At 71.1% G+C, this 22630-nt stretch carries 18 protein-coding genes; 10 read left to right on the forward strand and 8 right to left on the reverse strand.

The features are described from left to right. Window positions 1-231: 231 nt before the first annotated feature. Window positions 232-1272, reverse strand: a complete 1041-nt coding sequence (locus tag VF632_RS04170; RefSeq protein ID WP_331021594.1) for a S8 family peptidase — start codon at window positions 1270-1272, stop codon at window positions 232-234. Between the two features lie 644 nt (window positions 1273-1916). Beyond that, window positions 1917-2510, reverse strand: coding sequence for a hypothetical protein (locus VF632_RS04175; protein WP_331021595.1), 594 nt, complete (start codon window positions 2508-2510; stop codon window positions 1917-1919). Between the two features lie 178 nt (window positions 2511-2688). Here VF632_RS04175 and VF632_RS04180 point away from each other — a divergent pair, with 178 nt between their 5' ends. From VF632_RS04180 to VF632_RS04195, 4 genes are all read left to right on the forward strand, one after another. Continuing rightward, on the forward strand, window positions 2689-3759 hold the full coding sequence (locus VF632_RS04180) for a carboxypeptidase-like regulatory domain-containing protein (RefSeq protein ID WP_331021596.1): 1071 nt from the start codon (window positions 2689-2691) through the stop codon (window positions 3757-3759). A 100-nt stretch (window positions 3760-3859) separates the two neighbouring features. Beyond that, complete coding sequence (locus VF632_RS04185) at window positions 3860-5050, forward strand: P1 family peptidase (protein ID WP_349263965.1); 1191 nt, start codon at window positions 3860-3862, stop codon at window positions 5048-5050. A 394-nt stretch (window positions 5051-5444) separates the two neighbouring features. Beyond that, entirely contained in the window at window positions 5445-6080 is a 636-nt protein-coding gene (locus VF632_RS04190) for a DUF4337 domain-containing protein (RefSeq protein WP_331021598.1), read from the forward strand. A 100-nt stretch (window positions 6081-6180) separates the two neighbouring features. Continuing rightward, entirely contained in the window at window positions 6181-6918 is a 738-nt protein-coding gene (locus VF632_RS04195) for a hypothetical protein (protein ID WP_331021599.1), read from the forward strand. Window positions 6919-7005: 87 nt separating this feature from the next. On the opposite strand, the gene VF632_RS04200 is transcribed toward VF632_RS04195, so the two are convergent. The 3 genes from VF632_RS04200 to VF632_RS04210 all read right to left on the reverse strand — a co-directional run bounded on the left by VF632_RS04200 (window position 7006) and on the right by VF632_RS04210 (window position 10293). Further along, window positions 7006-7953, reverse strand: a complete 948-nt coding sequence (locus VF632_RS04200) for a phosphodiester glycosidase family protein (RefSeq protein ID WP_331021600.1) — start codon at window positions 7951-7953, stop codon at window positions 7006-7008. Continuing rightward, window positions 7931-8686: a hypothetical protein gene (locus VF632_RS04205; RefSeq protein WP_331021601.1), complete on the reverse strand. Its 756-nt coding sequence runs from the start codon at window positions 8684-8686 to the stop codon at window positions 7931-7933. The genes VF632_RS04200 and VF632_RS04205 overlap by 23 nt, the downstream gene beginning before the upstream one ends. 1013 nt (window positions 8687-9699) lie before the next feature. Next, the gene (locus VF632_RS04210; protein ID WP_331021602.1) at window positions 9700-10293 is read right to left on the reverse strand and encodes a fasciclin domain-containing protein; all 594 of its coding nucleotides are present in this window, start codon (window positions 10291-10293) and stop codon (window positions 9700-9702) included. A 218-nt stretch (window positions 10294-10511) separates the two neighbouring features. Here VF632_RS04210 and VF632_RS04215 point away from each other — a divergent pair, with 218 nt between their 5' ends. From VF632_RS04215 to VF632_RS04235, 5 genes are all read left to right on the forward strand, one after another. Further along, window positions 10512-15692, forward strand: coding sequence for a PAS domain S-box protein (locus VF632_RS04215; protein WP_331021603.1), 5181 nt, complete (start codon window positions 10512-10514; stop codon window positions 15690-15692). Next, on the forward strand, window positions 15689-16852 hold the full coding sequence (locus tag VF632_RS04220; protein WP_331021604.1) for a sensor histidine kinase: 1164 nt from the start codon (window positions 15689-15691) through the stop codon (window positions 16850-16852). Before VF632_RS04215 ends, VF632_RS04220 begins: the two co-directional genes overlap by 4 nt. Before the next feature lie 8 nt (window positions 16853-16860). Then, a complete protein-coding gene (locus VF632_RS04225) occupies window positions 16861-17016 on the forward strand; it encodes a hypothetical protein (protein WP_331021605.1) in 156 nt (51 codons plus the stop codon). A gap of 656 nt (window positions 17017-17672) precedes the next feature. After that, a complete protein-coding gene (locus VF632_RS04230; RefSeq protein WP_331021606.1) occupies window positions 17673-18305 on the forward strand; it encodes a response regulator in 633 nt (210 codons plus the stop codon). A gap of 2 nt (window positions 18306-18307) precedes the next feature. Next, a complete protein-coding gene (locus tag VF632_RS04235; RefSeq protein WP_331021607.1) occupies window positions 18308-19252 on the forward strand; it encodes a HAMP domain-containing sensor histidine kinase in 945 nt (314 codons plus the stop codon). Between the two features lie 596 nt (window positions 19253-19848). On the opposite strand, the gene VF632_RS04240 is transcribed toward VF632_RS04235, so the two are convergent. Together VF632_RS04240 and VF632_RS04245 are read right to left on the reverse strand one after the other, a co-directional pair. Beyond that, window positions 19849-20241, reverse strand: a complete 393-nt coding sequence (locus tag VF632_RS04240) for a DUF3037 domain-containing protein (RefSeq protein ID WP_331021608.1) — start codon at window positions 20239-20241, stop codon at window positions 19849-19851. Beyond that, window positions 20238-21074: a HipA family kinase gene (locus VF632_RS04245; protein WP_331021609.1), complete on the reverse strand. Its 837-nt coding sequence runs from the start codon at window positions 21072-21074 to the stop codon at window positions 20238-20240. Before VF632_RS04245 ends, VF632_RS04240 begins: the two co-directional genes overlap by 4 nt. 160 nt (window positions 21075-21234) lie before the next feature. On the opposite strand from VF632_RS04245, the gene VF632_RS04250 reads away from it, so the two are divergent. Further along, window positions 21235-21690 (forward strand): hypothetical protein, encoded by a 456-nt coding sequence (locus VF632_RS04250; RefSeq protein ID WP_331021610.1) that lies wholly within the window; start codon window positions 21235-21237, stop codon window positions 21688-21690. Between the two features lie 107 nt (window positions 21691-21797). Here the strand turns inward: VF632_RS04250 and VF632_RS04255 are convergent, their stop codons facing one another. Continuing rightward, a complete protein-coding gene (locus VF632_RS04255) occupies window positions 21798-22619 on the reverse strand; it encodes a helix-turn-helix domain-containing protein (RefSeq protein ID WP_331021611.1) in 822 nt (273 codons plus the stop codon). Between the last annotated feature and the right edge of the window lie 11 nt (window positions 22620-22630).

Below are 22630 nucleotides of genomic sequence, written 5' to 3' on the forward strand. Positions count from 1 at the left end.
GGATCCCGGAAAGGGCGGCAATCTACCACCTGCACGCGCCGCTCGCACGGGTGAGCGCAGAAACCAGGCGGGCGGGGCCGGCAGATCCCGGCCCCACCCGTTTTGTCCGCGTCGGTCGACGATGGGCTCTCAACGATTGCCGGAGCGAGCCTGGTTAGGCCGTGGCGCCCACGTTCCGCCCGCCATCTCACCTCCGGCGCTCGCAAGCCGCCGGTACACTCGCCGGGCTGATCAGCCCCAGCCGGAGTTGCACTGGACCGCTTCCCACTTGGTCGTCCCCGAGCCGCCGCTGTCCAGCACGGTGACGTACACATCGACCCAGGCGCCGCCGCCCCAGGGGGAGTAGGGGCATTGCACCATGGCGTAATCCCCCCATCCAGACCCGTTGATCCAGGTGAACTCGTACCCGCTGCCCGTTCCGCCTCCCGGATACGCGTAGCAATCCATGTAGCCCCAGAAGCCCGAGGGGTAGCAGTCGATGTCAGCGCTGACTGGCGTGGACGGCGGCGGGGGCCACGACTGCGGCGAGTACCCCGTCAGGGTCGAATTCACCAGGCGGTTGTTGGGCGCGCCCAAACCGGCGCCCGTCAGCCCGCTGGTGGACGCGGAGTTCACGATCGTCGCCACCACTGTGGCGGGCGCGGCGGTGGGATTGGTCTCCAGGTACAGCGCGGCCACGCCCGCCACGTGCGGCGACGCCATGGAGGTACCGTTGAGGGTGTTCGTCGCCGTGCTGCCGGTGTGCCAGGCCGAAAGGATGTTCGACCCCGGTGCGTACAGGTCTACGCAACGTCCGTAGTTGGAAAACCACGACCGCTCGTCCAACTGCGTGGAGGCGGCGACCGTCAGCGCCGCGGCAACGCGCGCGGGCGAGTAGTAGCAGGCATCTCCCCAATCGTTCGCCGCCGCGACGGCATACGTCACCCCCGCGTTGATGGAGTTGTCCATGGCGGCGTCGAGCGCGGTGTTGCCGCCCCCGCCCAGCGACATGTTGGCCACTGCCGGCTTCACGTGGTTCGCCGTCACCCAGTCCACCCCCGCGATGACGCCGCTCCACGTGCCGGAGCCGTTGCAGTCCAGCACGCGCACGGAGACTACGCTGGCGCTCTTGGCCACGCCGTAGGTGCTTCCGGCCGCGGTGCCGGCGACGTGCGTGCCGTGTCCGTGGCAGTCCGCCGCGCTGCCCCCGAACGCATCGTACCCGCCCGACGCACGGCCGCCGAAGTCCACGTGGTCGAAGCGGATCCCGGTGTCCAGCACGTAGATGCGCACGCCGGAACCGCGAAGCCGCGGAGGGCGCTCGTGTAGGTGTAGTGCAGCGCACCACCGTGAGCGGCCACCAGCTGCCGGGCCAGCTCCGGCGCGTCGGGCGTCCCGTCGCGGAACACGACGATGTAGCGGTCGCGGATACCCTGGCCGGGAGCCGCCGCCAGCAGTGGCGCAGCGGCTCCGCTGTTCGCCTGCGGAGTGGTGGGCGCATCGCTGCACCCGGCGGCCAGCACGCCCGCCAGGAGCACGGCGGGGAGAGAATGGATCGGGGGCCTCATGCCTGCCTTCCTTGTGTGTGATGGAAGAGAGAAGAGACGGTATCTTTATCTTTAGTGTCTGATATTAAATTTCGCAAGAGGGTTCAATGTGCGTTTCTGGGTGGGGAGAGGAGGTGCCGCGGAGCCCGGGAATGCGGCGACGCTGCTTCGAAATACCGGAACGGCGTGACAGATGGTGCACGGACAGAGGCATGGACCTGAATGCCGTTTCCTCGCTCGGCACGCTGCAAACGCGACGATGCAAGGGCTCAATGTGCTCTTTGGGGCCGGGATGGGCGCACACGAGAGAGGCGCAGCCCGTGATCCGGCTGCGCCCCTCCGACACCCCGGTTGAAATCGATGTCGTCCCGCCCGTTCGATCGCGGCGAATCAGCGGCGCGACTGGGCCAGGTCCGAGGCGGCGGGCTGGCACCACGGCCAGGGAGGGGTCGTCCGCGCGCGGGCGGCGGATGCGGTCCATCCGCGCATGCCGCCGTCTGTGCGCAGGCCCAGCGCGCGCGTCAGCCGCGCGGCCTTGCCACCCTCCCGTTCCAGCACGATCGTACGGGGGGCCGACGAGAGCGCACAGACGGACTGGCGCTGCTCGGGGGTCAGCACCTGCCGAACCGCTTCGGCGGCGCGACGGTTGTTCTCGGCGATGGCCGACAGCGCGGGCTTGGCCCCGGGGCGCAGCGCCAGCGCGAACGCCGGGGGGCGGTTTCCCCTGGCGACGCCCGCGCGCCGGTGCAGCTTGTCGTTCATCACGTCCCAGTCGCGGGCGATGGAATCCAGCGCAGCCACCTGCGCGGCCGAAAGCGACAGGCGCTCGCGCTCGCTCAACAGCGCCAGCACGGGCGGCACGTCGGCACGCGCGGGCGCGGCGCGGGGCGCGGGCTCGGGGGCGGGCGCCACCGCGGGAGCGGACGGCGCGCAGGCCGCGGCGGAGGCAGCGAGCAGAATCATCGACAACACAAGCGATTTCACGGGCTCCTCCTGTAGTCGAAGGGGTTCGGTGGACGTCGGCCGGGCTCCCCCGGCCCGCCGCGCGCGACTGCATCCGGCGGACCAGCAGTGTCGGCCAATTCGGCAGACTGGACGGGCACAGTTCTGCCGTGCCGGGTCCGGCGGCACGTCAACATCTACCTCCTCGCTCGTTACACCGATGCCGCGATTCCACGGCGTTCTGCTGCTCGCCCTGGCCCTGGCGGGGGCGCCGGCCTCGTCAGCCGCCCAGGCCGTCGCAGGCACCGTCGTGGACCGCTGGACGGGCGCGGCCGTCCCCGGGGCCGTCGTGGTGCTGCTGGACACGGCTGGCGGGCGCCACGACGCCACGGTCAGCGACGCGCAGGGGCGGTACACGGTTCGCGCATCGTCGGCGGGCGCGTTCCGGGTGCGGGCGGAGCGGGTGGGATACTCCACCGCGTCGTCGCCCGTGCTCGCGCTGAGCGCGGGGGAGCAGGCGACGCAGCCGCTCTCCATCGTGCCGTCGGTCGTCACACTGGACGCGGTCGTGGCGCGCGGCGTCCGTCGCCGGTGCACGGTGCGCCCGTCGAACGGAGTCCAGGCAGCCATCGTGTGGGACGAGGCGCGCAAGGCGCTGGAGGCCGCCGAGGTCGCGGCGCGGCGGCAGGCGTACCAATACCGCCTGCGCCGGTTCCGCCGCGTATTCAGCGCTCGGCGGCTCACGGTGCAGGACTCCTCGTCGGCCGTGGGAACGGACTTCAGCGGGCAGTCCTTCCGCTCGCCGCCGCAGGATCGTCTCGTTGCGTACGGCTACGTGGAGCCGGAGGGTGACTCCCTCGCCTTCCACGCGCCCGACGCGCCGACCCTGCTTTCGGATGCGTTTCTGGACCATCACTGCTTCAGCTTTCGCGAGGGCCGGCGAGAGAACGCGGGCCTGGTGGGGCTGGACTTCGCCCCCCTGCGAACCCGCCGCCTCCCGGAAGTGCGCGGGACGCTCTGGCTCGATGGGAAGACGGGGCACCTGCGCTTCGTGGAGTACACCTATGTCAACCTGCCGTACGAACGCACGGGGGCCCCGCTGGGCGGGCGCATCGAGTTCGCCCAGGTGGCCGGCGGGGGGTGGATCGTGAGCCGCTGGACGATGCGCATGCCTGGGATGGTGGTCCGGCCTCGTGGCCTGAAGCCGGTGGTGATCGGTCTGGTGGAAACGGGCGGCGAGGTGGTGGACGTCCGCACGGCCACCGGCGAACCGGTCAGCATCCAACCGTAGCAGACTTGATCGCGGCCATGCTTGCAGCGACGGCCGGGGCGGATGATCTTCCGCTCCGGCCGCCGTTCGCCCGTTTCCGCCCTGCCCCATCTCGCAGATGATGCTTCTCGCGCTCCGCCTCGCCGTTCCGCTGCTCGCGGCCGTCGTCACCGCCGCGGACGCCGTGGGCCAGTCCCCCGCCCCGCGGCCCCGGGCGCGCGACGCGGGCGTGGCCATCGGCATCCTGCCGCCGGGCCCGCTGAACGCCATCACCGACGTGGCCGGCGTGCGCGTGGGCCAAGTGACGGTGGTGGAAGGCGACTCCGTCCGCACCGGCGTTACCGCCATCCTGCCGCACGGGGGCAACCTGTTCCGCGAGCGGGTGCCCGCCGCCATCCACGTAGGCAACGGTTTCGGCAAGCTGCTGGGCGTGACGCAGGTGCGCGAGTTGGGGGAGATGGAAACGCCCATCCTGCTCACCTGCACCCTGTGCGTGTGGAACGCCGCGGACGCGATGGCGGGGTGGATGCTGCGGCAGCCGGGGATGGCGGAGGTGCGCTCCATCAACCCCGTCGTGGGCGAGACGAACGACGGGATGCTGAACGACATCCGCAGCCGTCCCGTCCACGCGGAGCACGTGGTCCGCGCGCTGGAGACGGCCTCGGACGGCCGGGTGCGCGAGGGGGCGGTAGGCGCGGGGACGGGAACGGTGGCGTTCGGGTGGAAGGGCGGCATCGGCACCAGCTCTCGCGCGCTGCCGTCGACCCTCGGTGGATACACCGTGGGCGTGCTGGTGCAGAGCAACTTCGGCGGCGTGCTGTCGATCAATGGCGCGCCGGTGGGACGCGAGCTGGGGCGATACGCCTTTCAGCGAGAGCTGGGCGCCGACGCGCGGGGGCCGCAGGACCGCGGGGACGGAAGCATCATGATCGTGGTGGCGACGGACGCGCCGCTGAGCGCGCGCAGCCTGGAGCGGCTGGCGTCGCGCGCCATCGTGGGGCTGGGGCGGACCGGCGCGTCGATGACCAACGGCTCGGGCGACTACGGGATCGCGTTCTCCACCGCGGCCGAGGTGCGCCGGCAGTTCGGGGCGCGCGCGCCGGCACCGATGGCGGATCTGCCGAACGACGCGATGTCACCGCTCTTCCAGGCCGTCGCCGAAGCCACGGAAGAGGCCATCATCAACTCCCTCTTCGCCGCCGAGACCACGACCGGGAGCGGAGCCACCGTGGAGGCGCTGCCGCTGGACCGGGTGATGGAGATCCTGCGGCGGTACAACGCGCTGGGTTGGGATCGGAGGCTGGGGCACTGAGGGGGAGTGCGGGTTCCCCGCTGCGGGCGCATGCCTTGGATGGGCCTGGGGGGTTGGGTGCGTTTCAATTTGGGCCGGCGCATGCCTCGGCTGCCCTCTCCCCCGGCCCCTCTCCCGCAAGCGGGAGAGGGGAGAATTCGCTCGCGCTTCGACGGGTGCGGCGTGCACGGCGGACCGGGCGCGCCACACCGCCCCAGGAATTCACAAAAGCCGCCAGTCCACGAAGGTGGACTTCGTGTGGTTGTTGCAGCGAATTCATTCGCCCTCGCAGCCTCGGGCCTTGGAAATGTCCCGGAGCGCACGAGAGACTTGCGGACCCGTATCCATCCGTTTCAATATCGGGAAGTCTGCTCCTGCTGCCGCCCAGCCCCCCCACTCCCGCACCAGCCGCCCGATGGACGCAAAGGACGCCTCCGAGCTGATCAGCGAACTCCGCGAAGACCGCGAGGAAGCCGAGCACGACGAGAAGTTCCGCTCCCGCGCCGCGCTCGTCATCGCCTTCATGGCCATGCTGCTGGCCATCGGCAGCCTGGGGGGCGGGAACGTGGCAGAAGACATGATCCACAGCAACATCAAGGCGAGCGACACCTGGGCCTTCTTTCAGGCCAAGAACGTCCGCCAGACGCAGTACAGGCTCACCGCCGATCAGCTCACCGCCCGCCTGGCAGACCCGTCCCTGGACGCCGCCGAACGGAGCGCGCTGGAATCGCAGGTGACGAAGTACAAGGAGACGATCGCGCGCTACGACGACGAGCCCGATCCCGCGGCACCTCAGGACACGCTTCGCGGCGAGGGAAAGAAGCAGCTTTCCGCGCAGGCCCGCAGCTACGAGCGGCTGCGCGAGCGGGCGAGCGCGCAGGACGCCAACTTCGACTTCTCCGAGGTCGCGTTCCAGCTGGCGCTGGTGCTGGGATCGGTCGCCATCCTGGCCGTCTCGCGCCCCGTCCTGGGCATCGCCATCGGCTTGGGCGTGCTGGGCACCCTCCTGATGATCAACGGCTTCATGCTGCTCTTTCCGCTGCCGCTCTAACCGCGTGCTAACTTCGGCACTCTCGCTCTTTCACGCATCTGCGTATATCATTCGGTTCCTGCCGGACCCCTCTCCTCGCGATTCAGACCCGGAGAAGCGCATGCGCACAATTCTCGTAAGCTTTGCCCTGCTGGCGGCCGTGCCCGCCTGCGCCCAGCACCAGCACGGCGGCGCCCAGCCTGCCCAGCCCGCCCAGCCTGCGCAGCCCGCAGCGGGCCAAGCGCAGGGGCACGGTGCCGGACACGCCCATGGCGCCGGGCATGCCCACGGCGGCGGGCACTCGCACGCGATACCGCAGGGCTGGACGGTGCGCCTGGACCGCGCCAACGCCGACGCGGCGCAGGTGATGTTCATGGAGATGGACGGTGGGCTGCACGCGGAGCTCGGGCCGGCGGGCATCTTCTACAACCCCGCGAACTCGCCCAGCGGCGCGTACCGCATGGCGGCCAGCTTCACGCAGAACAAGCTGTCGGCGCATCCCGAGGGCTACGGGCTGATGATCGGCGGGCGCAACCTGGCGGCCGACAACCTGGACTACGCCTACTTCCTGGTGCGCCAGGACGGCAAGTTCACCATCAAGCACCGCGCCGGCACCGAGGTGCACACCCTGACCGACTGGACGGAGCACGCCGCGGTCGCCCGCCCCGACGCACAGGGCCGCGCCACCAACGCGCTGGCTGTGGAGACGGGGAGCTTCGGGACGCGGTTCCTGATCAACGGCCAGGTGGTCGGCACCCTCGGCCCGCAGCTGAACACCGCCGGCGTCGCCGGCCTGCGGCTGAACCACAACATCGACGTGATGGTGCGCGGCTTCGGCGTGACGCCAGCCGCTCAGTAAGCACCCTCGGCAGCATGACGATCGGCCGCCCGGCACTCCGCCGGGCGGCCGATTCTCGTTTTTCGATGGAGCGCGACGTGCCGCCGTCTACCGCGCTGGCGGCGCGGTCCGAGGCGCCACCAGGATGCCGAGCGGAACGCGCCGCCAGCCAGGGTACCGCAACGCCCGCCCCCGCGCCGGCCGAACCAGCAGCTGGGCGCTGATGCCGCCGTCCAGCAGCACCGCGCGGCGGCATCCCAGCGCGCCCATCAATCCCGCCATCTCGGGGACGGTAAATCCCAGCGGCGCGGTAGACAGGGCGCCGCCCAGGCCGTCGAAGCGCGTCAGCGCCACCAGCACCCGCCCGTCGCGCAGCTCGCCGATGGCAAGCCGTCCGTCGCGGTGCCCCAGGTCGATATCCCGCGCGCCGGGGCGAAGCGCGGAGGGCACCTGGCCCTCGTTCACCAGGAGCGCGGGATACGACTGGATGGCCCACGCCACCCCGCCCGCGCGCCGCGCCGCGCCGATGCTGTCGGCGCCGACGAAGCGGATTCGCCCCGCCGCGTCGGCCACCACGGCCATGGAAAGCGGGCCGGTGCCGGGGGCGCGCACCTCGCGGCCGTCGCGCACCGTCCATCCCCACGGCGTTCCGCCACTGAACTGTCCAGCGTTGAAGGCCACCACCGCGCCGGACCCGGCGCTGTCCACCGTCCACGCGCCCGCCATCCCGTCCGCCACCCGCGCCTCGTCCAGCGCCAGCCGATGAAGCCGCGGGTCGATGCGAACCAGCACCACGCGCACCCGCCACGCTTCGCCGCTGCCCGCCACGCGGATCTCCCCGGTCTCCACCCCGGGCCGCACCGTGCGCCAGCGGACCTCGCGAGTGACGGAGGGGAGCGGGCCGGTCCAGCGCGCCGGGGCCGTGTCGCCGCGCCAGAAACCCCGCCATCCCGCCTCAGTGCCAATGGAGAGGCCCTGCGCCCCCGCGGGCGCGGCGGCGGCCGCCATGGCCACCGCCGCGCCCGCAATCAGGCTACGATTGAAGCTGTTCCGCATACCGGCGCAGCTCGTCCGCCCGGCGTGCCAGCACCTCGCCTTCGGAGGTGGTGAAGTTGCCCTGGCGCCCGCCGGAGAGCACCCAGGGGGCAATGCGCTCGCGCAGCACGGCGAGCTGGCGGATGGTAAAGCTGCCCGCGTCGGCGGCGATGCCCGCGATATGGTCCGAGTTGTCCAGGCGGCGCAGCGTTTCGTAGGCCTGCGCCGGCCGCTCGCCGCATTGCGACGGGCCGCCGCGCTGCACGGTCATCACCGAGTCCATCAGCCGGTAGTAGGTAACCGTGTCGCCGCGCATCATGGCCTGCGAGAGGCGCATGGCCAGCTCGGGGCCGGCGTTGGCGGCCAGGTCGGCGCCCCGGGCGTCGCGTGCTTCGTTCTCGCGCTGCTGGCAGCGCTCGTAGCGTTCCACCTGGGCGCGCAGCTCGCCGGCCCGGGAGCGCTCGCCGGCTACGCGGGTGCGCTCCGTGGATTCGGCGTTCAGGGAGGCGATGAAGCGCTCCAGCACGGGCGCGGTCACTTCCAGGGTATGCTCGTCGAACGTGGGCGCCCGGGTGGCCGGCGCCGGGGTTGCGGCCGGCGTGGCGGCCTGGGTGGCGGCACCGGCCGCCGCGGAGCCCACTACGCGGCCGGCTCCCCGGCGGATCATGCCGCCGAGCTGCGCCTGGGCGGGCACGTCGGCCAGCGCGCCGATGGCGGCCAGGGTCAATGCGGCGGCGCGAAGATATGAACGCATGGCTGTTTCGCCTCGTGTCGTGACGTGGATGGATCTCCCGGCCTTTCGCCGGACACGCACAAGTTGCGGTGGAACGCGAAACGGCGCGTGGGTCGATTGCCCTAGGCCTCACCCACCCGCACGCCGCACCAGCCGAAGCACGCCTGTCATCCCCTATGGAGCGACCCCAAACAACCTGCCCATCGACCCACTCCGCAGCCCTGGATGACGGCCGTGGCCCCGGCACGGGCGAATGAATTTGAATTCGCTGCAACAAATACACGAAGTCCGCCTTCGCGGACTGGCCTGTTCTCGTGTGGCGCAGAGTGTTTGGCGCGCCCTCAATGTGTGGCGGATCCCACCGTCGCTTGAGCCGGGCCGAGGTCCGGGCTTTCGTGTCGCTGCCGCGCCCAGGCGAGTTCGTGGTTCAGGCTGGATCCGTCAGTCGCGCCTGGCTGCGCTGACCGGGCCGGTGCGGCGGGTTGCTCCTTCAGGATGACAAACCAGGACGCGCCGAGGCTTGGAGGCGTGAGGCTTCCACATGCCCTGAGGGCCGGTTTCCTCATGGCGTCCCGGAGCGCGCCTGTCATCCCGATGGAGCGACCCCATAGAACCTGCCCATCAACCGTACTCCGCAGCGACTGAGGGATCCGCCGCACATTCCGGGGCGCGCCACACACCCTGCCCCACACGAGAACAGGCCAGTCCGCGAAGGCGGACTTCGTGTGGTCGTTGCAGCGAATTCATTCGCCCGAAGCAGCTGGAGCCTGATGGGGGGCGCGCCCCGAGAACCCGCGGCTTGAAAAGCGAAAAGCCCCGACACGGGCCGCTGACGCGTCCCGTTCGGGGCTTCACCTGCACGCACATCAAACCTGCCGGAGTGCGTTCGAATTCTCCCCTCTCCCGCTTGCGGGAGAGGGGCCGGGGGAGAGGGCAGCCGAGGCATGCGCCGGCGCACGTCGATACGCACCCAACCCCGCAAGGGCCGCGGAGCCCGCCGGCATCACCGGAGAGCTCCCCGCCAATACCCAGCCTTAGCGCGGCAGGAGCACCCGGTCCACCACGTGGATCACGCCGTTGGACTGCATCACGTTGGCGATGGTGACGGTCGCCGCGTTTCCGCCCGCGTCGCGGACGACCACGTTGCTTCCGCTCATCGACGCCGTCAGCGTTCCGCCGGCGGCGGTGTTCAGGGTGGCGCGACCGCCGCCCGCCTGGATCATGCGCATCAGGTCGGCGGCGGTGTGGCGGCCCGGAACCACGTGATAGGTCAGCACGCCCGTGAGCGCGGCCTTGTTCTCGGGGCGCAGCAGGGTGGCGACCGTGCCCGCGGGCAGGGCGTCGAACGCGGCGTTCACCGGCGCGAACACGGTGAAGGGGCCCGCGGACGCGAGGGTTTCCACCAGCCCAGCGGCCTTCACCGCCGCCACGAGCGTGGTGTGATCGGCGGAGTTCACCGCGTTCTCCACGATGTTGCGCGTCGGCAGCATCGCCGCGCCGCCCACCATCACCGACGCCTGGCTCCCCATGGCGCCGCCCTGCGCGTTCATCCCTATCTCGCCCGTACCTCCCGAGGCACACCCCTGGAGAACTGCCGCCGCGAGCACCACTGTGATCGTCTTGTTCATGTCCGTATCCCTGGTCATTTGGTCGCTGGATGACTGCTTGTGACACAGGGTACGGGCCGGGCACGCGAGCCGGATTCATTCACGACCCGGCGCGGTTTTACCGAAGTACAATCCGCCCTTGTAGATCCGGCGGTTTGTGCCTACTTTTCTCCCCTGGCGCCACGTCCGCGCCCACCTCCCCATTCGGTCCGCGTTTCCCAGCGTTCTCCCCGCGCACGATGCAGGTCACCTCGTCCGCCGCGCCCACGGGCGCCGCGCCGCCGCTCGACGCCGTTCTGCTCGGCCTCGCGCGCGCGCCCGTCACCCGCTTCGCCGACACGGCCCGCGACGCGCTCGCCGCGGCTGCCCGCGCGCTCGGCGCCCGCGAAGCCGCGCTGTGGATGCTCTCGCCCGACGGCCAGGCGCTCGTCTGCCACGGCCGGGCGCCCTCCGCCGGAGATGAGTCGGCGATCGGTGGAACCGTGGATGCCGCCGCCGTGTGGCCCGGCCCCGGCGCACTCGCCGCCGCACGCTGGTCGGTGGCCGTGCTCCCCGGCACGGAAGGCGGCGAGCTGGCGCTGGACGCGGGCGTGTGGAGCCAGGGCGCGCTGGCAGGCTTCATCCGCGTGCGCCGCGACGGCGCGCGGTCGTGGACGGAAGCGGAGGGCGCCTTCGCCGCGGCCCTCGCCGACCGGCTGGCCGCCGCGTGGGAGTGCGAGGCACGCGCGAGGGCCGAGGACGACCTGGCCAGCCGCAACCGGCACGTGGACGACCTCGAGGCCATCGCCCAGCTGGGAAGCTGGGACCAGGACCTGGCGACGGACGAGATCGTCTGGTCGGCCCAGCAGTGCCGCCTCCACGGGCTTGATCCCGCGGATGGGCCGCGGACCCTGGACGGGTTCATGAGCTTCGTCCACCCGGACGACCGCCAGCGCTTGTCCGACGCCTGCGCGACCGTCATCCGGGAGGCGACCCCCCTCGGCATCCGCTACCGCATCGTCAGGCCCGACGGCCAGACGCGCTGGCTCCATGCGCTCGGCAGGATGGTGCCCGGGGCGGACGGAACGCCCGCGCGGCTCGTCGGCACGTCGATGGACGTCACCGAGCGCGTAGAGGCCGAGGAGGCCATCCGTGCGTCCGAGGCGCGCTTCCGCGACCTCTTCGAGCAGTACCCCGATTTGGTGCAGACGCTGACGCCCGACGGCGCCACGCTGCAGGTGAACGCCGCCTACACCCGGCTGTGGGGCTACGGCACCGACGACCTGCGCGGCACCAGCCCGCTGGAGGTGCCGCAGCTCGCGTCGGTGCGCCCGCTGCTGGAGCGCGGGCTGGCCGGGGAGCGGGTGAGCATCCCCCCCGTGCTGTTCGACGACGCGGGGCGCGGCCCCCGCGCCTCGGCCGACGTGCAGTGGCCGCGGTGGATCCGCGCCTCGATGTACCCCGTGCGCGGCCCCGGCGGCGAGCTGCGCGAGGTGGTGCTCGTGCAGGAAGACGTCACCGAAGAGCAGCAGGCGCTGCAGGCGCTCAGCGTCTCCGAAGAGAACTACCGCACCATCTTCGAGAACTCCAACGACGCCATCATGGTGCTGGAGCCGGAGACGGGCCGGATGGTGGACGCCAACGCCATGGCGTGCACGCTGTGCGGAACCACGCTCGAGGAGCTGAAGGCCGACGCGGCGTCCATCATCTGGAACGGCCCGCCGCCGTTCACGCCCGAACTGGCGATGGAGCAGTCCAGGCTGGCACTGGAAGGGGTGGCCCAGACCTTCGAATGGCTCAGCATCAATCCCCGCACCGGCCAGGAGATCTGGGGCGAGGTGAGCCTCCAGCGGATGGACGTGCGCGGGACGCCCCACGTGCTGGCGCTGATCCGCGACATCGGCGAGCGCAAGGTGGCCGAACGGGCACTCCGCGACTCCGAGGAAAGCTACCGGACGATCTTCGAGCACTCGTCCGATGCCATCTTCGTCCACGAGCTGGACAGCGGCGAGTTCATCGACGTCAACCGCGCCGCGTGCGAGCTGTACGGCTACGATGAGGACGAGATGCGCGCGCTGGGCGTACAGGGGATCTCCTGGGGCGAGCACCCCTTCACCATCGACGTGGCGCGCGGCTACATCGAGCGCGCCATCGCCGGCGAGCCGCAGCGCTTCGAATGGCTGGGCCGCCACAAGGACGGCGGCGAGGTGTGGGCCGAGGTGCAGCTGCGCCGCGTGGCCATCGGCGGGATGGACCGGCTGCTGGCCACCTCGCGCGACATCCGCGACCGCCGCGCCGCCGAAGCGCAGCTCCGCCATGCCAACGAAGAGCTGGAGCTGGGCATCGCCGAGCGCACGGCGGAGCTGGCGCAGGCGAACGAGGCGCTGGAGGAAGAGGTGGCCGAGCACGAGGCCGCCCGCGAGGCGCTGATGGAGCGCACGCACGAGCTGGAGGGGATCTTCCGCGCCCTCCCCGACCTCTTCTTCCGGCTGGGCGCCGACGGCACCATCCTGGACTACCGCGCCGGGGCGCGCTCGGGGCTGGCCGTGCCTCCCGAGGTGTTCCTGTGGAAGCGCATCCGCGACGTGCTGCCGCCCATCGCCGAGCAGACCGAGGCGGCGATGGCCAGCGCGCAGGAAAGCGGCGAGATCGCCCACTTCGAGTACCAGCTTCCGGTCGAGTCGGGGATGGGCGACTTCGAGGCGCGCGTGGTGCCCATGGAGGATGGCACCTTCATGGCCGTCATCCGCGACGTCACCGAGCGCAAGTCGGCCGAACGCAAGCTGCGGCGGCGCGAGCTGCAGTTCCGCCGGCTGATCGAGAACGCCAGCGACATGGTGCAGCTGATCCACCGGGACGGCCGCATCGCGTACACCGGCCCCAGCGTGCAGCACCTGCTGGGGTACGATCCCGAGGAGCTGGCCGGCACCGACCCTCTCTCGTACCTGCACCCCGACGATCGCGAGCCGACGGCCGGGCGCCTGGGCGAGATGCTGGCGAACCCCGGCGTCGTGTACTCCATCCAGTACCGCGTGCGGCACAAGGACGGCGGCTACCGCACCTTCGAGGCGCACGCCAGCACCGACGTTTCCAGCGGGCAGGTGGTGGTGAACGCCCGCGACATCACCGACCGGCTGGCGGCCGAGCGGGCGCTGCGCGAGCAGGAGGCCCAGTTCCGCCGGATGGTGGCCAACACCTACGACATCATCACCATCCTGGGGCCCGACGGGCAGGTGGCGTACGAAAGCGACGCCATGCCGCGCCTGCTGGGGTGGACCCCCGAAGAGCGCGTGGGCCGCAGCGCGTGGGAAAACATCCACCCGGAAGACATCGACCGGGTGCGCGACACCTTCCGCCGCATCCTGGCCCAGCCCGGCACCGCGCATACGGTAGAGTACCGCTACCGCGCCAAGGACGGCGTCTGGCACTTCCTGGAATCGGTCGCCCGCACCCTGGCGGAGGACACGGCCGCGGATGGCGTCGTCGTCAACTCACGCGACATCACCGACCGCAACGCCGCCGAGCGCGCGCTTCGCGAGAGCGAGGAGCACTTCCGCGCGTTGATCGAAAACTCGTCGGACGTGGCCACCATCAACGACGCCGTCACCGGCGCCGTGCTGTACGCCAGCCCCGCCGCGGAGCGGATGCTGGGCTACACGCCGGACGAGATGCTGGGCAGCGTGGCCGCCGACTACGTGCATCCCGACGACCGCCGTGCCGTCGCCGAAGAGATGCAGATGCTGCTGCTGGAGCCGGAGAACCCCCGCATCATGCGCTACCGCTTCCACCGCAAGGACGGGCGGTGGATGGTGCTGGAGGCGACCACGCGGATGATGCCCGGCTCGCACGAGCCGCGCATCGTGGCCAACGCCCGCGACGTCACCGACCGCGTGACCGCCGAGGAAGCGGTGCGGAAGAGCGAGGAGCACTTCCGCGCGCTGACGGAAAACGCATCGGACCTGATCACCGTGCTGGACCAGACGGGCGTGTACCTGTACCAGAGCCCGTCCATCATGCGCGTGCTGGGCTACACCCCGGCGGAGCTGCTGGGCGAGACGCCCTTCCCGTACATGCACCCCCACGACGTGGAGGATGCGCGCACGGCGCTGACGCAGATGGTGGTGAACCCGGGAACCAGCCACACCGTGCAGTTCCGCTTCCGCCACGCCGACGGGCAGTGGAAGGTCCTGGAGAGCATCGGCCGCACGCTGCTCCCCGACTCGGCCGACGAGGGGATCGTCGTCATCTCGCGCGACGTCACCGAGCGGCGGCGGACCGAAGAGGCGCTACGGGCGGCGACGGAGGCTGCGGAGCGAGCCAACCGCGCCAAGAGCGAGTTCCTGTCGCGGATGAGCCACGAGCTGCGCACGCCCATGAACAGCATCCTGGGCTTCGCGCAGCTGCTGGCCCGTGCCAGCCTGGCCCAGGGCGAACAGAAGTCGGTGCAGCACATCCTGAAGGCCGGGCGGCACCTGCTGAACCTGATCAACGAGGTCCTGGAGATCGCCCGCATCGAGGCCGGACGGCACAACCTGTCGCTGGAGCCGGTGCGCGTCGCCCCGCTGCTGGACGAGGCGCTGGGACTTGTACGGCCGATGGCGGCGCAGTGGGGCGTCACCCTGCGCCCCGCGCTCTGCCCCCCCGACGCATTCGTCCGGGCCGACCGGCAGCGGCTCGCGCAGGTGATGCTGAACCTGCTGAGCAACGCCATCAAGTACAACCGCCCCGGCGGCTTCGTGCAGATCACCTGCACGCCCTCCGACGACGGGTACACGCTGCGGGTGCAGGACACCGGCAAGGGAATCCCGGAGGAGAAGGCAGACCAGCTCTTCACGCCGTTCGCCCGCCTGGGCGCCGAGGCGTCGGGGGTGGAAGGCACGGGGCTGGGGCTGGCCCTTTCGCAACGGCTGACGGAGGCCATGGGCGGCGTGCTGACGCTGGAAAGCACCGGGTCGGAGGGCAGCGTATTCCGCGCCGACCTGGCGGGCGCGGCCGACCCCGTGGACGCGCTGGAAGACGCGGGCGCGGCCCTGGCGCGCACGGCCGAGGGCGGCGCACGCGAGGCCACGCTGCTGTACGTGGAAGACAACCTGGCCAACCTGAGCCTGGTAGAAACCATCCTGCTCAGCCGCCCCGGCTGGCGGCTGCTTCCCGCGCTGCAGGGCGGCATTGGGGTGGAGCTGGCGCGCGAGCACCGGCCGGACCTGGTGCTGCTGGACCTGCACCTTCCCGACATCCAGGGCGACGAGGTGCTCCGCCGCCTGCGCGCCGACCCGCGCACGGCCGGAATTCCCGTCGTCGTCGTCAGCGCCGACGCCACGCGCGCCAGCAACGACCGCCTGCGCGCGCTGGGCGCCGACGCCTACCTGAGCAAGCCCATCGACGTCGAGGAATTCCTGGAGACGGTGGAGCGGTTCCTTTCCGAACGAGGTGACGCGTGAACGCGCCAGACCTTTCGTGCAGCACGCTGCTGCTGGTGGACGACGAAGAAGCCAACCTCGACCTGCTGGAAGGCATCCTGGCCGGGTCCGGACTCGGCAACCTGCTGCGGACGCAGAACCCGTTTCAGGCGGTGGAGCTGGCCCGCCAGCACCGGCCGGACCTGGTGCTGCTGGACCTGCACATGCCGGGGATGACGGGCTTCGACGTGCTGCGCGCCCTGCGCGAGATGGACGAGCCCGGCGACTACCGCCCCGTGCTGGTGCTGACGGCCGACGTGACGCCCGAGGCGCGCGACACGGCACTGGGCGAGGGCGCGCGCGACTTCCTGACCAAGCCGTTCGACATCGTCGAGGTGCTGCTGCGCGTGCGCAACCTGCTGGAAACGCGGCAGCTGTACCTGCAGGCCCGCCGCGCCACCGAGGCGCGCGAGCGCATCCTGGGCGTGGTCGCGCACGACCTGCGCAACCCGCTGGCGTCCATCACCATGCAGTCCGAGATGGTGCTGCAGACGCTTTCCCCCCGCTCGTCCCCGTACGTGCGCGACGCGCTGTCCAACATCCAGCAGACCTCCGGGCAGATGTACCGCCTCGTGGAGGACCTGCTGGACGTGGCGCAGCTGGAGGGAGCGGGCGGCCGGGCTTCCGTGGACCTGGCCGAAGTGGACGTGCACGAGCTGCTCTGCACGGCGCGGGGGATGCTGCAGCCCATCGCCGCCGGGCGCAAGCTGACACTGGACGTCGATGCCCCCGCCGGCCTGCGCGCCCTGGCGGACGGCGCGCGGGTGGTGCAGGTGCTCAGCAACCTGGTGGGCAACGCCATCAAGTTCACGCCAACGGGCGGACGGATCACCATCGGCGCGGCACCGGACGACGCGTGTGTCCGCATCTCCGTGGCCGACACGGGGCACGGCATTCCCGCGGAGCACCTGCCCCACGTCTTCGGCGCGTTCTGGCAGGGCGACACGGCCGACCGGCGCGGCGCGGGGCTGGGGCTTTCCATCGCCAGCGCGCTGGTGGCCGCGCACGGCGGGCGGATGTGGGTGGAGAGCGAGGTGGGCCGGGGGACGACGGTGCACTTCACCGTTCCCGCGGCCGACGTGCTGGTGGCCGTGCCCGCCGGACGCGGCGGGCAGATGGTAGAAGTGCTCACCTCCGCCTGAGGACTGCGATGGAAACGATCATGGGTGTGGTGGCGGCGGGGTGGTGTTTGGCGGCGGTCGTCGTCTCGTACCGCAACATCCGCGGGCTGCTGGACGAGCGCCGGGCCAGGCGCGACATGGCGGCGCACGATCCGTACGGCGAAGAGGACCGCGGGCGAGGCTGAGGAGGGCTGTCTCGAGGTTCGACTGGCTGCCTCGTATGCTGCGGCAGCCCCCTCCCCCCGGCCCCCTTCCCCCGCTGCGCAGGGGAGGGGGAGACCTGAATCGCACTTCGGCTGGCCTGGCGCACTCGATTGTGCGTGCAGTCCGCGCAGGCGGACTTCGTGATGTTCCAGCCGCGGTTTCAACCGCCCGGACGGGGTCGTGGGCGTGCGCTCGACCCGACAACGCACCACGCCTGAAGTGTACCCCCTCTCCCACGCTGTTTGTGGGAGAGGGTGGACGAGCCTAAGCGAGGACGGGTGAGGGCCCCACGGCAGCCGATGCCTCGGCTCCCTGACCGCTGCCGCGCCCGGGCTGAGAGGCATCCGCGGCCGATCCTTCGGCGCGCGGAGAGTGAGGACCGGGTTGGTGCGGTGCGCCTGCGCCTCAGGATGACAGACTGCGCCTGTGCTGGCTTGGTGCTCTCAATCAGCCGGTGCAGTCCGCGAAGGCGGACTTCGGGCCGTCGTTGCCGCGACTTCAGTCGCCCCAGCGGAACCGGGGCCGTAGGTCACCCGACCCATGCCCTGCGCCATAGCGCACCCGTACCTTCCCATCCGATTCGACCGCGCGTGCATCAGGCCCGCGCATCCAATCAACCGTACTGATCCCGGAACGAATGTCCCGCATCCTGCTCGTTGAGGACAGCCCCGACCTGGCCGAGGGGCTGCAGCGAAACCTGGAGATGGACGGCTACGAGGTGTCGCTGGCCATGAAGGGCGCCCATGCCCTGGCCCTGGCCACCAGCGACAAGCCCGACCTGATCGTTCTGGACCTGGGCCTCCCCGACCGCGACGGCTATAGCGTGCTCGAGGAGCTGCGCACCCGCGGCGCCACCTGCCCCGTCCTCATTCTTTCCGCCCGTAGCCTGGAAGCCGACAAGCTGCAGGGCTTTCGCCTGGGCGCCGACGACTACGTCACCAAGCCGTTCAGCGTGATGGAGCTGCTGGCGCGCATCTCGGCCCTGCTGCGCCGCGCACGCGCCGCCGCCGCCCCGGCCCCGGCGCCCGGCGCCGCCGAGGTGCCCAAGCCCGCCCCGCTCGCCGACGAGGCCCTGCGCGAGCGCTTCGGCCTGACGGCACGGCAGATCGCCGTCACCCGGCTTCTGGGCGAAGGCTACAGCAACGCCGAGATCGCCAAGCAGCTTTCGGTGAGCTACTTCACCGCGCGAAATCACGTGGAGCAGGTGCTGTCCAAGCTCGGCGTGTCCACGCGCGCCGCGGTGGGCTCCATCCTGTACGGGCAGGGCTGACGGTGGACCTGGGGCGGATGCGGCTGGCGCGGCGCCGGACGCTGGCGGGCGGACGGCTCGCCTCCGGCGCCCTGGCCGCGGCCTCGGCTCTGACCGCCGTCGCCGCGCTGGCGCTGGTGATGGGTGGCGGGGGGCTCCCCGGTTGGGTGGCTCCGTTCACGCTCGCGGCCGCGGCGATCGGTCTCGGAGGGGGCGCCTGGCTGCAGCGCCGCGCCGAGCGCGAGGAGCGCCGCGTGCGCCGCGCCGTCGCCGATGGGCTGGCCCACTCGGTCCGCACCCCGCTAGCCCAGGTGCAGATGCAGGCCGAGATGCTTCTCGCGGGCCGCACGCCCTCGCCCGAGGAGCAGGAGCGCGCGTTCATGAACATCGACGGCGCCGCCCGCCGCCTGTCGCGCGCGGTGGAAAACGCCGTCGCCTTCGCCAGCCTGTCCAACCCCGGCCTGCTCCTCGTTCCGACAACGGTGGATCTCGGCGCCCTGATCGAGGACGCCGCCGCTGATGCCGCCGGCGCCTTCCGCGCACGCGGCATCACGCTCGACGCCGATCCGCCCGCCGGCCTCATCGTCCACGCCGATCCCCAAGCGCTGCGGCTCGCGCTCGATAACCTTCTCGACAACGCGCTCCAGCACGGCTCTGCGGGCCAGCGCGTGGTGTTGGCCGTCGCAGTGGATCGCGGCGGGCGCGCCGTGATCAGCATCACCGACGAGGGTGCGGGCGTGTCCCGGCGCGACCGGCTGCGCATCTGGCACCCGTTCGCCCGCCTTTCCGCGCCGGGGCAGCCGGAGCGGAACGGAGGTTTGGGCCTGGCGATCGTTCGCGCGGTGGCGGAAGGCCATGGCGGGGACGCGTGGGTAGAAGCCGCGCCACGCGGCGGCGCCCGCTTCTGCATCAGCCTCCCCGCGAGCACCACACCCGCTACTTCCCTGCCCCTCGCCGCGGCGCTGTAGGATCGACTCCGCTGGAAAGATTCGGCGCATCAGGACAGAGGCGCCCCGCCGACCCTATCCCGGCGGTTGAAACCGCAGCTGGAACATCACGAAGTCCGCCTGCGCGGACTGCATCCGCCGGTCGCGTGCACCGGCCCAGCGGACGCGCAATCCGCCATCCTCATCCCCAACCCGCACCCCCACGCCTGACCCGCCTGACCCGCCTGACCCGCCTGACCCGCCTGACCTGCCTGACCTGCCTGACCTGCCTGACCCGCCTGACCTGCCTGACCCGCCTGACCCGACAGACCGGTCACACCCAAGGCACGCCCACACACCCGCCGTGCGCGCCCAACCCTGTCATCCTGAGCCCCAAGCGCACCGCACTCGCCCGCACTCCAAACCACGCGGGGCGAAGGATCTAGCCTGAGGCACGTACAAACCAGGGCGCGGCAGCGGTCACAAGACCGTGGGCCTCGGTGCGGGGCCCTGGAATGTGCACCATCCAGGACCCGCCCCGGCGGTTGAAACCGCGTCTGGAACGTCACGAAGTCCGCCTCCGCGGACTGCGCGGGCCGGTTGCCTGCGGACCCGAAGAGCCGAGCCACCCCTGGTCACTAGACCACGTGCGCGGCAAACAAGTCGGCGAGCGCGACCGCGGGGTCGCGGCAGAGGCCGCCGTGCACGGCGCCGCACTGCAGCACGTCCGATCGGGGCGCGGTGAGCCAGTGGAAGCGTTCCGACGGCGGAAGGAGGGCGACGGGCCCGCCGGCGCTTTCCCCGTTGCAGATGGCGGATAGGGTGTGCAGGTAGCGCGAGAGGAGTTCCACGTCCACGTCCCCCACACGTTCCGCCAACTCCGACGCATCCGTCACCACGCGGATGCCCAGGAACCCGGCCGTGCGCGCGTGAAGCAGCACGCCCACCGGCACGCAGGTGCCCAGGTGCGGGTGCGGAACCGCGCGCAGCACCGCGAAGCTGTACGCAATCCAGGGAGTCTGCTCGCTCATCGGCGGCTCTGGACGCGGCGGGGCGGCTCGCGCCTGAGCGTCTCGCGCGCCTCGATGGCCTGCGCCACGAACGCGCGCGGCGCCTGGATCCGCGTGCACAGATAATCGGCGTAGCGGGCGCGCGCCGCATCGGGATCCGCGAACTCCGATGCGATGGCGGGATCCTGAAGAAGCGCATCCGGCAGGCACGCGACGGCGGCGCGGATCACATGCTCCTCCAGCGCCGCCGCGATCTCCGCGTCCGCCGCCTCCAGGTCGCCGCTGATGGAGAGAAGTACGTGGTCCTTGATCAGCGGAAACGCCGTGCGGGTGCGCGCCTCGTCCACGCCGGGCCAGTTGTGCTGGGCGTACAGTGCGGCGCCGTGGTCGATCAGCCAGGGCTTGCGATCCCAGATCAGCAGGTTGGGATTGCGCGCGGTGCGGTCGGGGTTGGTGGTGAACGCGTCCAGCCACACGATGCGCGCCGCCAGCTCCGGAGTGATGAACTGCCCCGCGGCCGCCGCCTGGAAGTTGAACGCGCCATCCAGGTAGCGCAGGCCCATGTTGATGCCCACGCTGGCCTTCAGCAGGTCCTGGATCTCGGGATCGGGCTCGCTGCGGCCGAAATCCGGCAGCACCTCGATCAGCGCGATCTCGGGAACGGGCAGCTCCACCGCGCGGGCGATCAGCCCTACCAGCAGCTCGGCTACCAGCGCCTTGGCGCCTTGCCCCGCGCCCCGGAACTTGGCCACGAACATCCCGCCGCCGTCCGTGTCGACCACGGCGGGAAGGGTGCCCCCCTCGCGCAGCGGCTGCACGTATCGGGTGGCGGTGTACACCGGAAGCTCGGACATGCGTCGGGCGTGTGAAGGCGAACGATCGGGAGAGCCGGGGCCAAACTATGCGCATCCGCCGCAGGCGCCAGCCCAACCCAGCGACCGTGTCACGGTTTCATGAATCGCGCGTTGTCTTCGCGGCAGACAACCACCGCATCCCTTCGATAGGAAGCCCGCAATGACGCTCCGTCCTTCCTTCAGCACTATCACGATCACCCTCATGCTCGCCGCCGCCGCGGGATGCGCCGCGGACCCAGGCGTCGGCCCGACGCTCTCCGGCGACGAGAACCCGTTGGCGGTCACCTTCGTCGCGCAGGTGGATCAGACCACGTCGATGGAGGCGCTGTACCACGGCGTCGTCAGCCGCGACGCCAGCGGATGCCTGCGGGCCGAGGGCTTCGGACAGCGCACGGTGATCTGGCCCGAGGGGTGGAAGCTGGAGGCGCGCGGCGAAGCGCTGTTCGTGAGGGACGCCACCGGCAGCGAGGTGGGGCGCATCGGCGGGCAGTTCCGGCTGGGCGGCGGCGAGATCCCAGGCGTGGAGTACGCGTCTCTCTCCGCGTCCGATGCTCAACTCCTGCAGACCCGCTGCCCCGGCAGCTACTGGCTGGCGGGGAGCCGCGCAGACCGCTGACGTAAAGGCCCGTTACGCCCCGGGCACACGCCACGCCCCATCGAGAGCCGAAAGCCCCGTCCAGCAAACGCTGGACGGGGCTTCTTCGCGTCGGCCAGCGGCAGGATTCACTCTTTCAGGATATGACCCACCACCGGCCCACCGGCCTGCGCGCGGTACTCCTGCGGCGTAATTCCGGCGAACGAACGGAAGTCGCGGCAGAAGTGAGCCTGGTCGTAGTACCCGGCCGACAGCGCAACCTCGGCCAGAGTCCGTTGGGGCGATGCCATCCGGTGCAGCGAATCGATGAAGCGCGACAGCCGCACGTACTCCGCCGGGCCCACACCCACGTGCTGGTCCATCAGCCGCCGAAGGTGCCGCGGCGACACGGCCATCGCCTTGGCGGTCGCTCGCACGGCATCGTCCGCGCGCGAGCGACGGAGCAGCGAGCAGGCGTGCCGCACCAGGTCGGCGCCGCGGACGGGACGCAGCCGCCCCATCAGCCACCGCATGAGGAACGCGCACTGGTCGCCGAACGAATCGATGTCGTACAGCTGCTCGCTGATGGTGGCTAGCCCTGCGCCCGGCGAAAGGCCGTGCACCTCCAGGTTGAGGATCTCCCCTGGCGACAGCGGCAGCAGCCCCGCGCACGCATCGGCTCGCAGGCTGATGCCCACCAGGTCCATGGCGGCTTGTGGATGAACGCTGTACGGCCGCGTCTTCAATCCGCCGATCCAGGCGGAGCCTTGTGTGGCGATGTAGGGCTCGGCCTGCAGCCCCACGCCGTGGACGGGCTCACCCAGGTTGAAGAGGAGGTCTACGTTGCCCTTCGGCAGGATGGTCTCGTGCCGATACGGGGTTTGGGCACGACAGCGGAAGATGGAGAGCACCGACCCTGCAAGGGGATGCCCCGCGGGCGGCTGGTAGACGTCGATCTGGACAGGCTGCATCGGTACACCGG

It is taken from the genome of Longimicrobium sp. (genome assembly GCF_036388275.1).
In the GTDB taxonomy this organism is placed as follows: Bacteria; Gemmatimonadota; Gemmatimonadetes; order Longimicrobiales; family Longimicrobiaceae; genus Longimicrobium.

What these genes read in the sequence shown, in the direction of transcription:
- VF632_RS04180 (WP_331021596.1), top strand. Translation starts at nt 2,689, where the DNA reads ATGCCGCGATTCCACGGCGTTCTGCTGCTCGCCCTGGCCCTGGCGGGG.
- VF632_RS04185 (WP_349263965.1), top strand. Translation starts at nt 3,860, where the DNA reads ATGCTTCTCGCGCTCCGCCTCGCCGTTCCGCTGCTCGCGGCCGTCGTC.
- VF632_RS04190 (WP_331021598.1), top strand. Translation starts at nt 5,445, where the DNA reads ATGGACGCAAAGGACGCCTCCGAGCTGATCAGCGAACTCCGCGAAGAC.
- VF632_RS04195 (WP_331021599.1), top strand. Translation starts at nt 6,181, where the DNA reads ATGCGCACAATTCTCGTAAGCTTTGCCCTGCTGGCGGCCGTGCCCGCC.
- VF632_RS04200 (WP_331021600.1), bottom strand. Translation starts at nt 7,953, where the DNA reads ATGCGGAACAGCTTCAATCGTAGCCTGATTGCGGGCGCGGCGGTGGCC.
- VF632_RS04205 (WP_331021601.1), bottom strand. Translation starts at nt 8,686, where the DNA reads ATGCGTTCATATCTTCGCGCCGCCGCATTGACCCTGGCCGCCATCGGC.
- VF632_RS04210 (WP_331021602.1), bottom strand. Translation starts at nt 10,293, where the DNA reads ATGAACAAGACGATCACAGTGGTGCTCGCGGCGGCAGTTCTCCAGGGG.
- VF632_RS04215 (WP_331021603.1), top strand. Translation starts at nt 10,512, where the DNA reads ATGCAGGTCACCTCGTCCGCCGCGCCCACGGGCGCCGCGCCGCCGCTC.
- VF632_RS04225 (WP_331021605.1), top strand. Translation starts at nt 16,861, where the DNA reads ATGGAAACGATCATGGGTGTGGTGGCGGCGGGGTGGTGTTTGGCGGCG.
- VF632_RS04230 (WP_331021606.1), top strand. Translation starts at nt 17,673, where the DNA reads ATGTCCCGCATCCTGCTCGTTGAGGACAGCCCCGACCTGGCCGAGGGG.
- VF632_RS04240 (WP_331021608.1), bottom strand. Translation starts at nt 20,241, where the DNA reads ATGAGCGAGCAGACTCCCTGGATTGCGTACAGCTTCGCGGTGCTGCGC.
- VF632_RS04245 (WP_331021609.1), bottom strand. Translation starts at nt 21,074, where the DNA reads ATGTCCGAGCTTCCGGTGTACACCGCCACCCGATACGTGCAGCCGCTG.
- VF632_RS04250 (WP_331021610.1), top strand. Translation starts at nt 21,235, where the DNA reads ATGACGCTCCGTCCTTCCTTCAGCACTATCACGATCACCCTCATGCTC.
- VF632_RS04255 (WP_331021611.1), bottom strand. Translation starts at nt 22,619, where the DNA reads ATGCAGCCTGTCCAGATCGACGTCTACCAGCCGCCCGCGGGGCATCCC.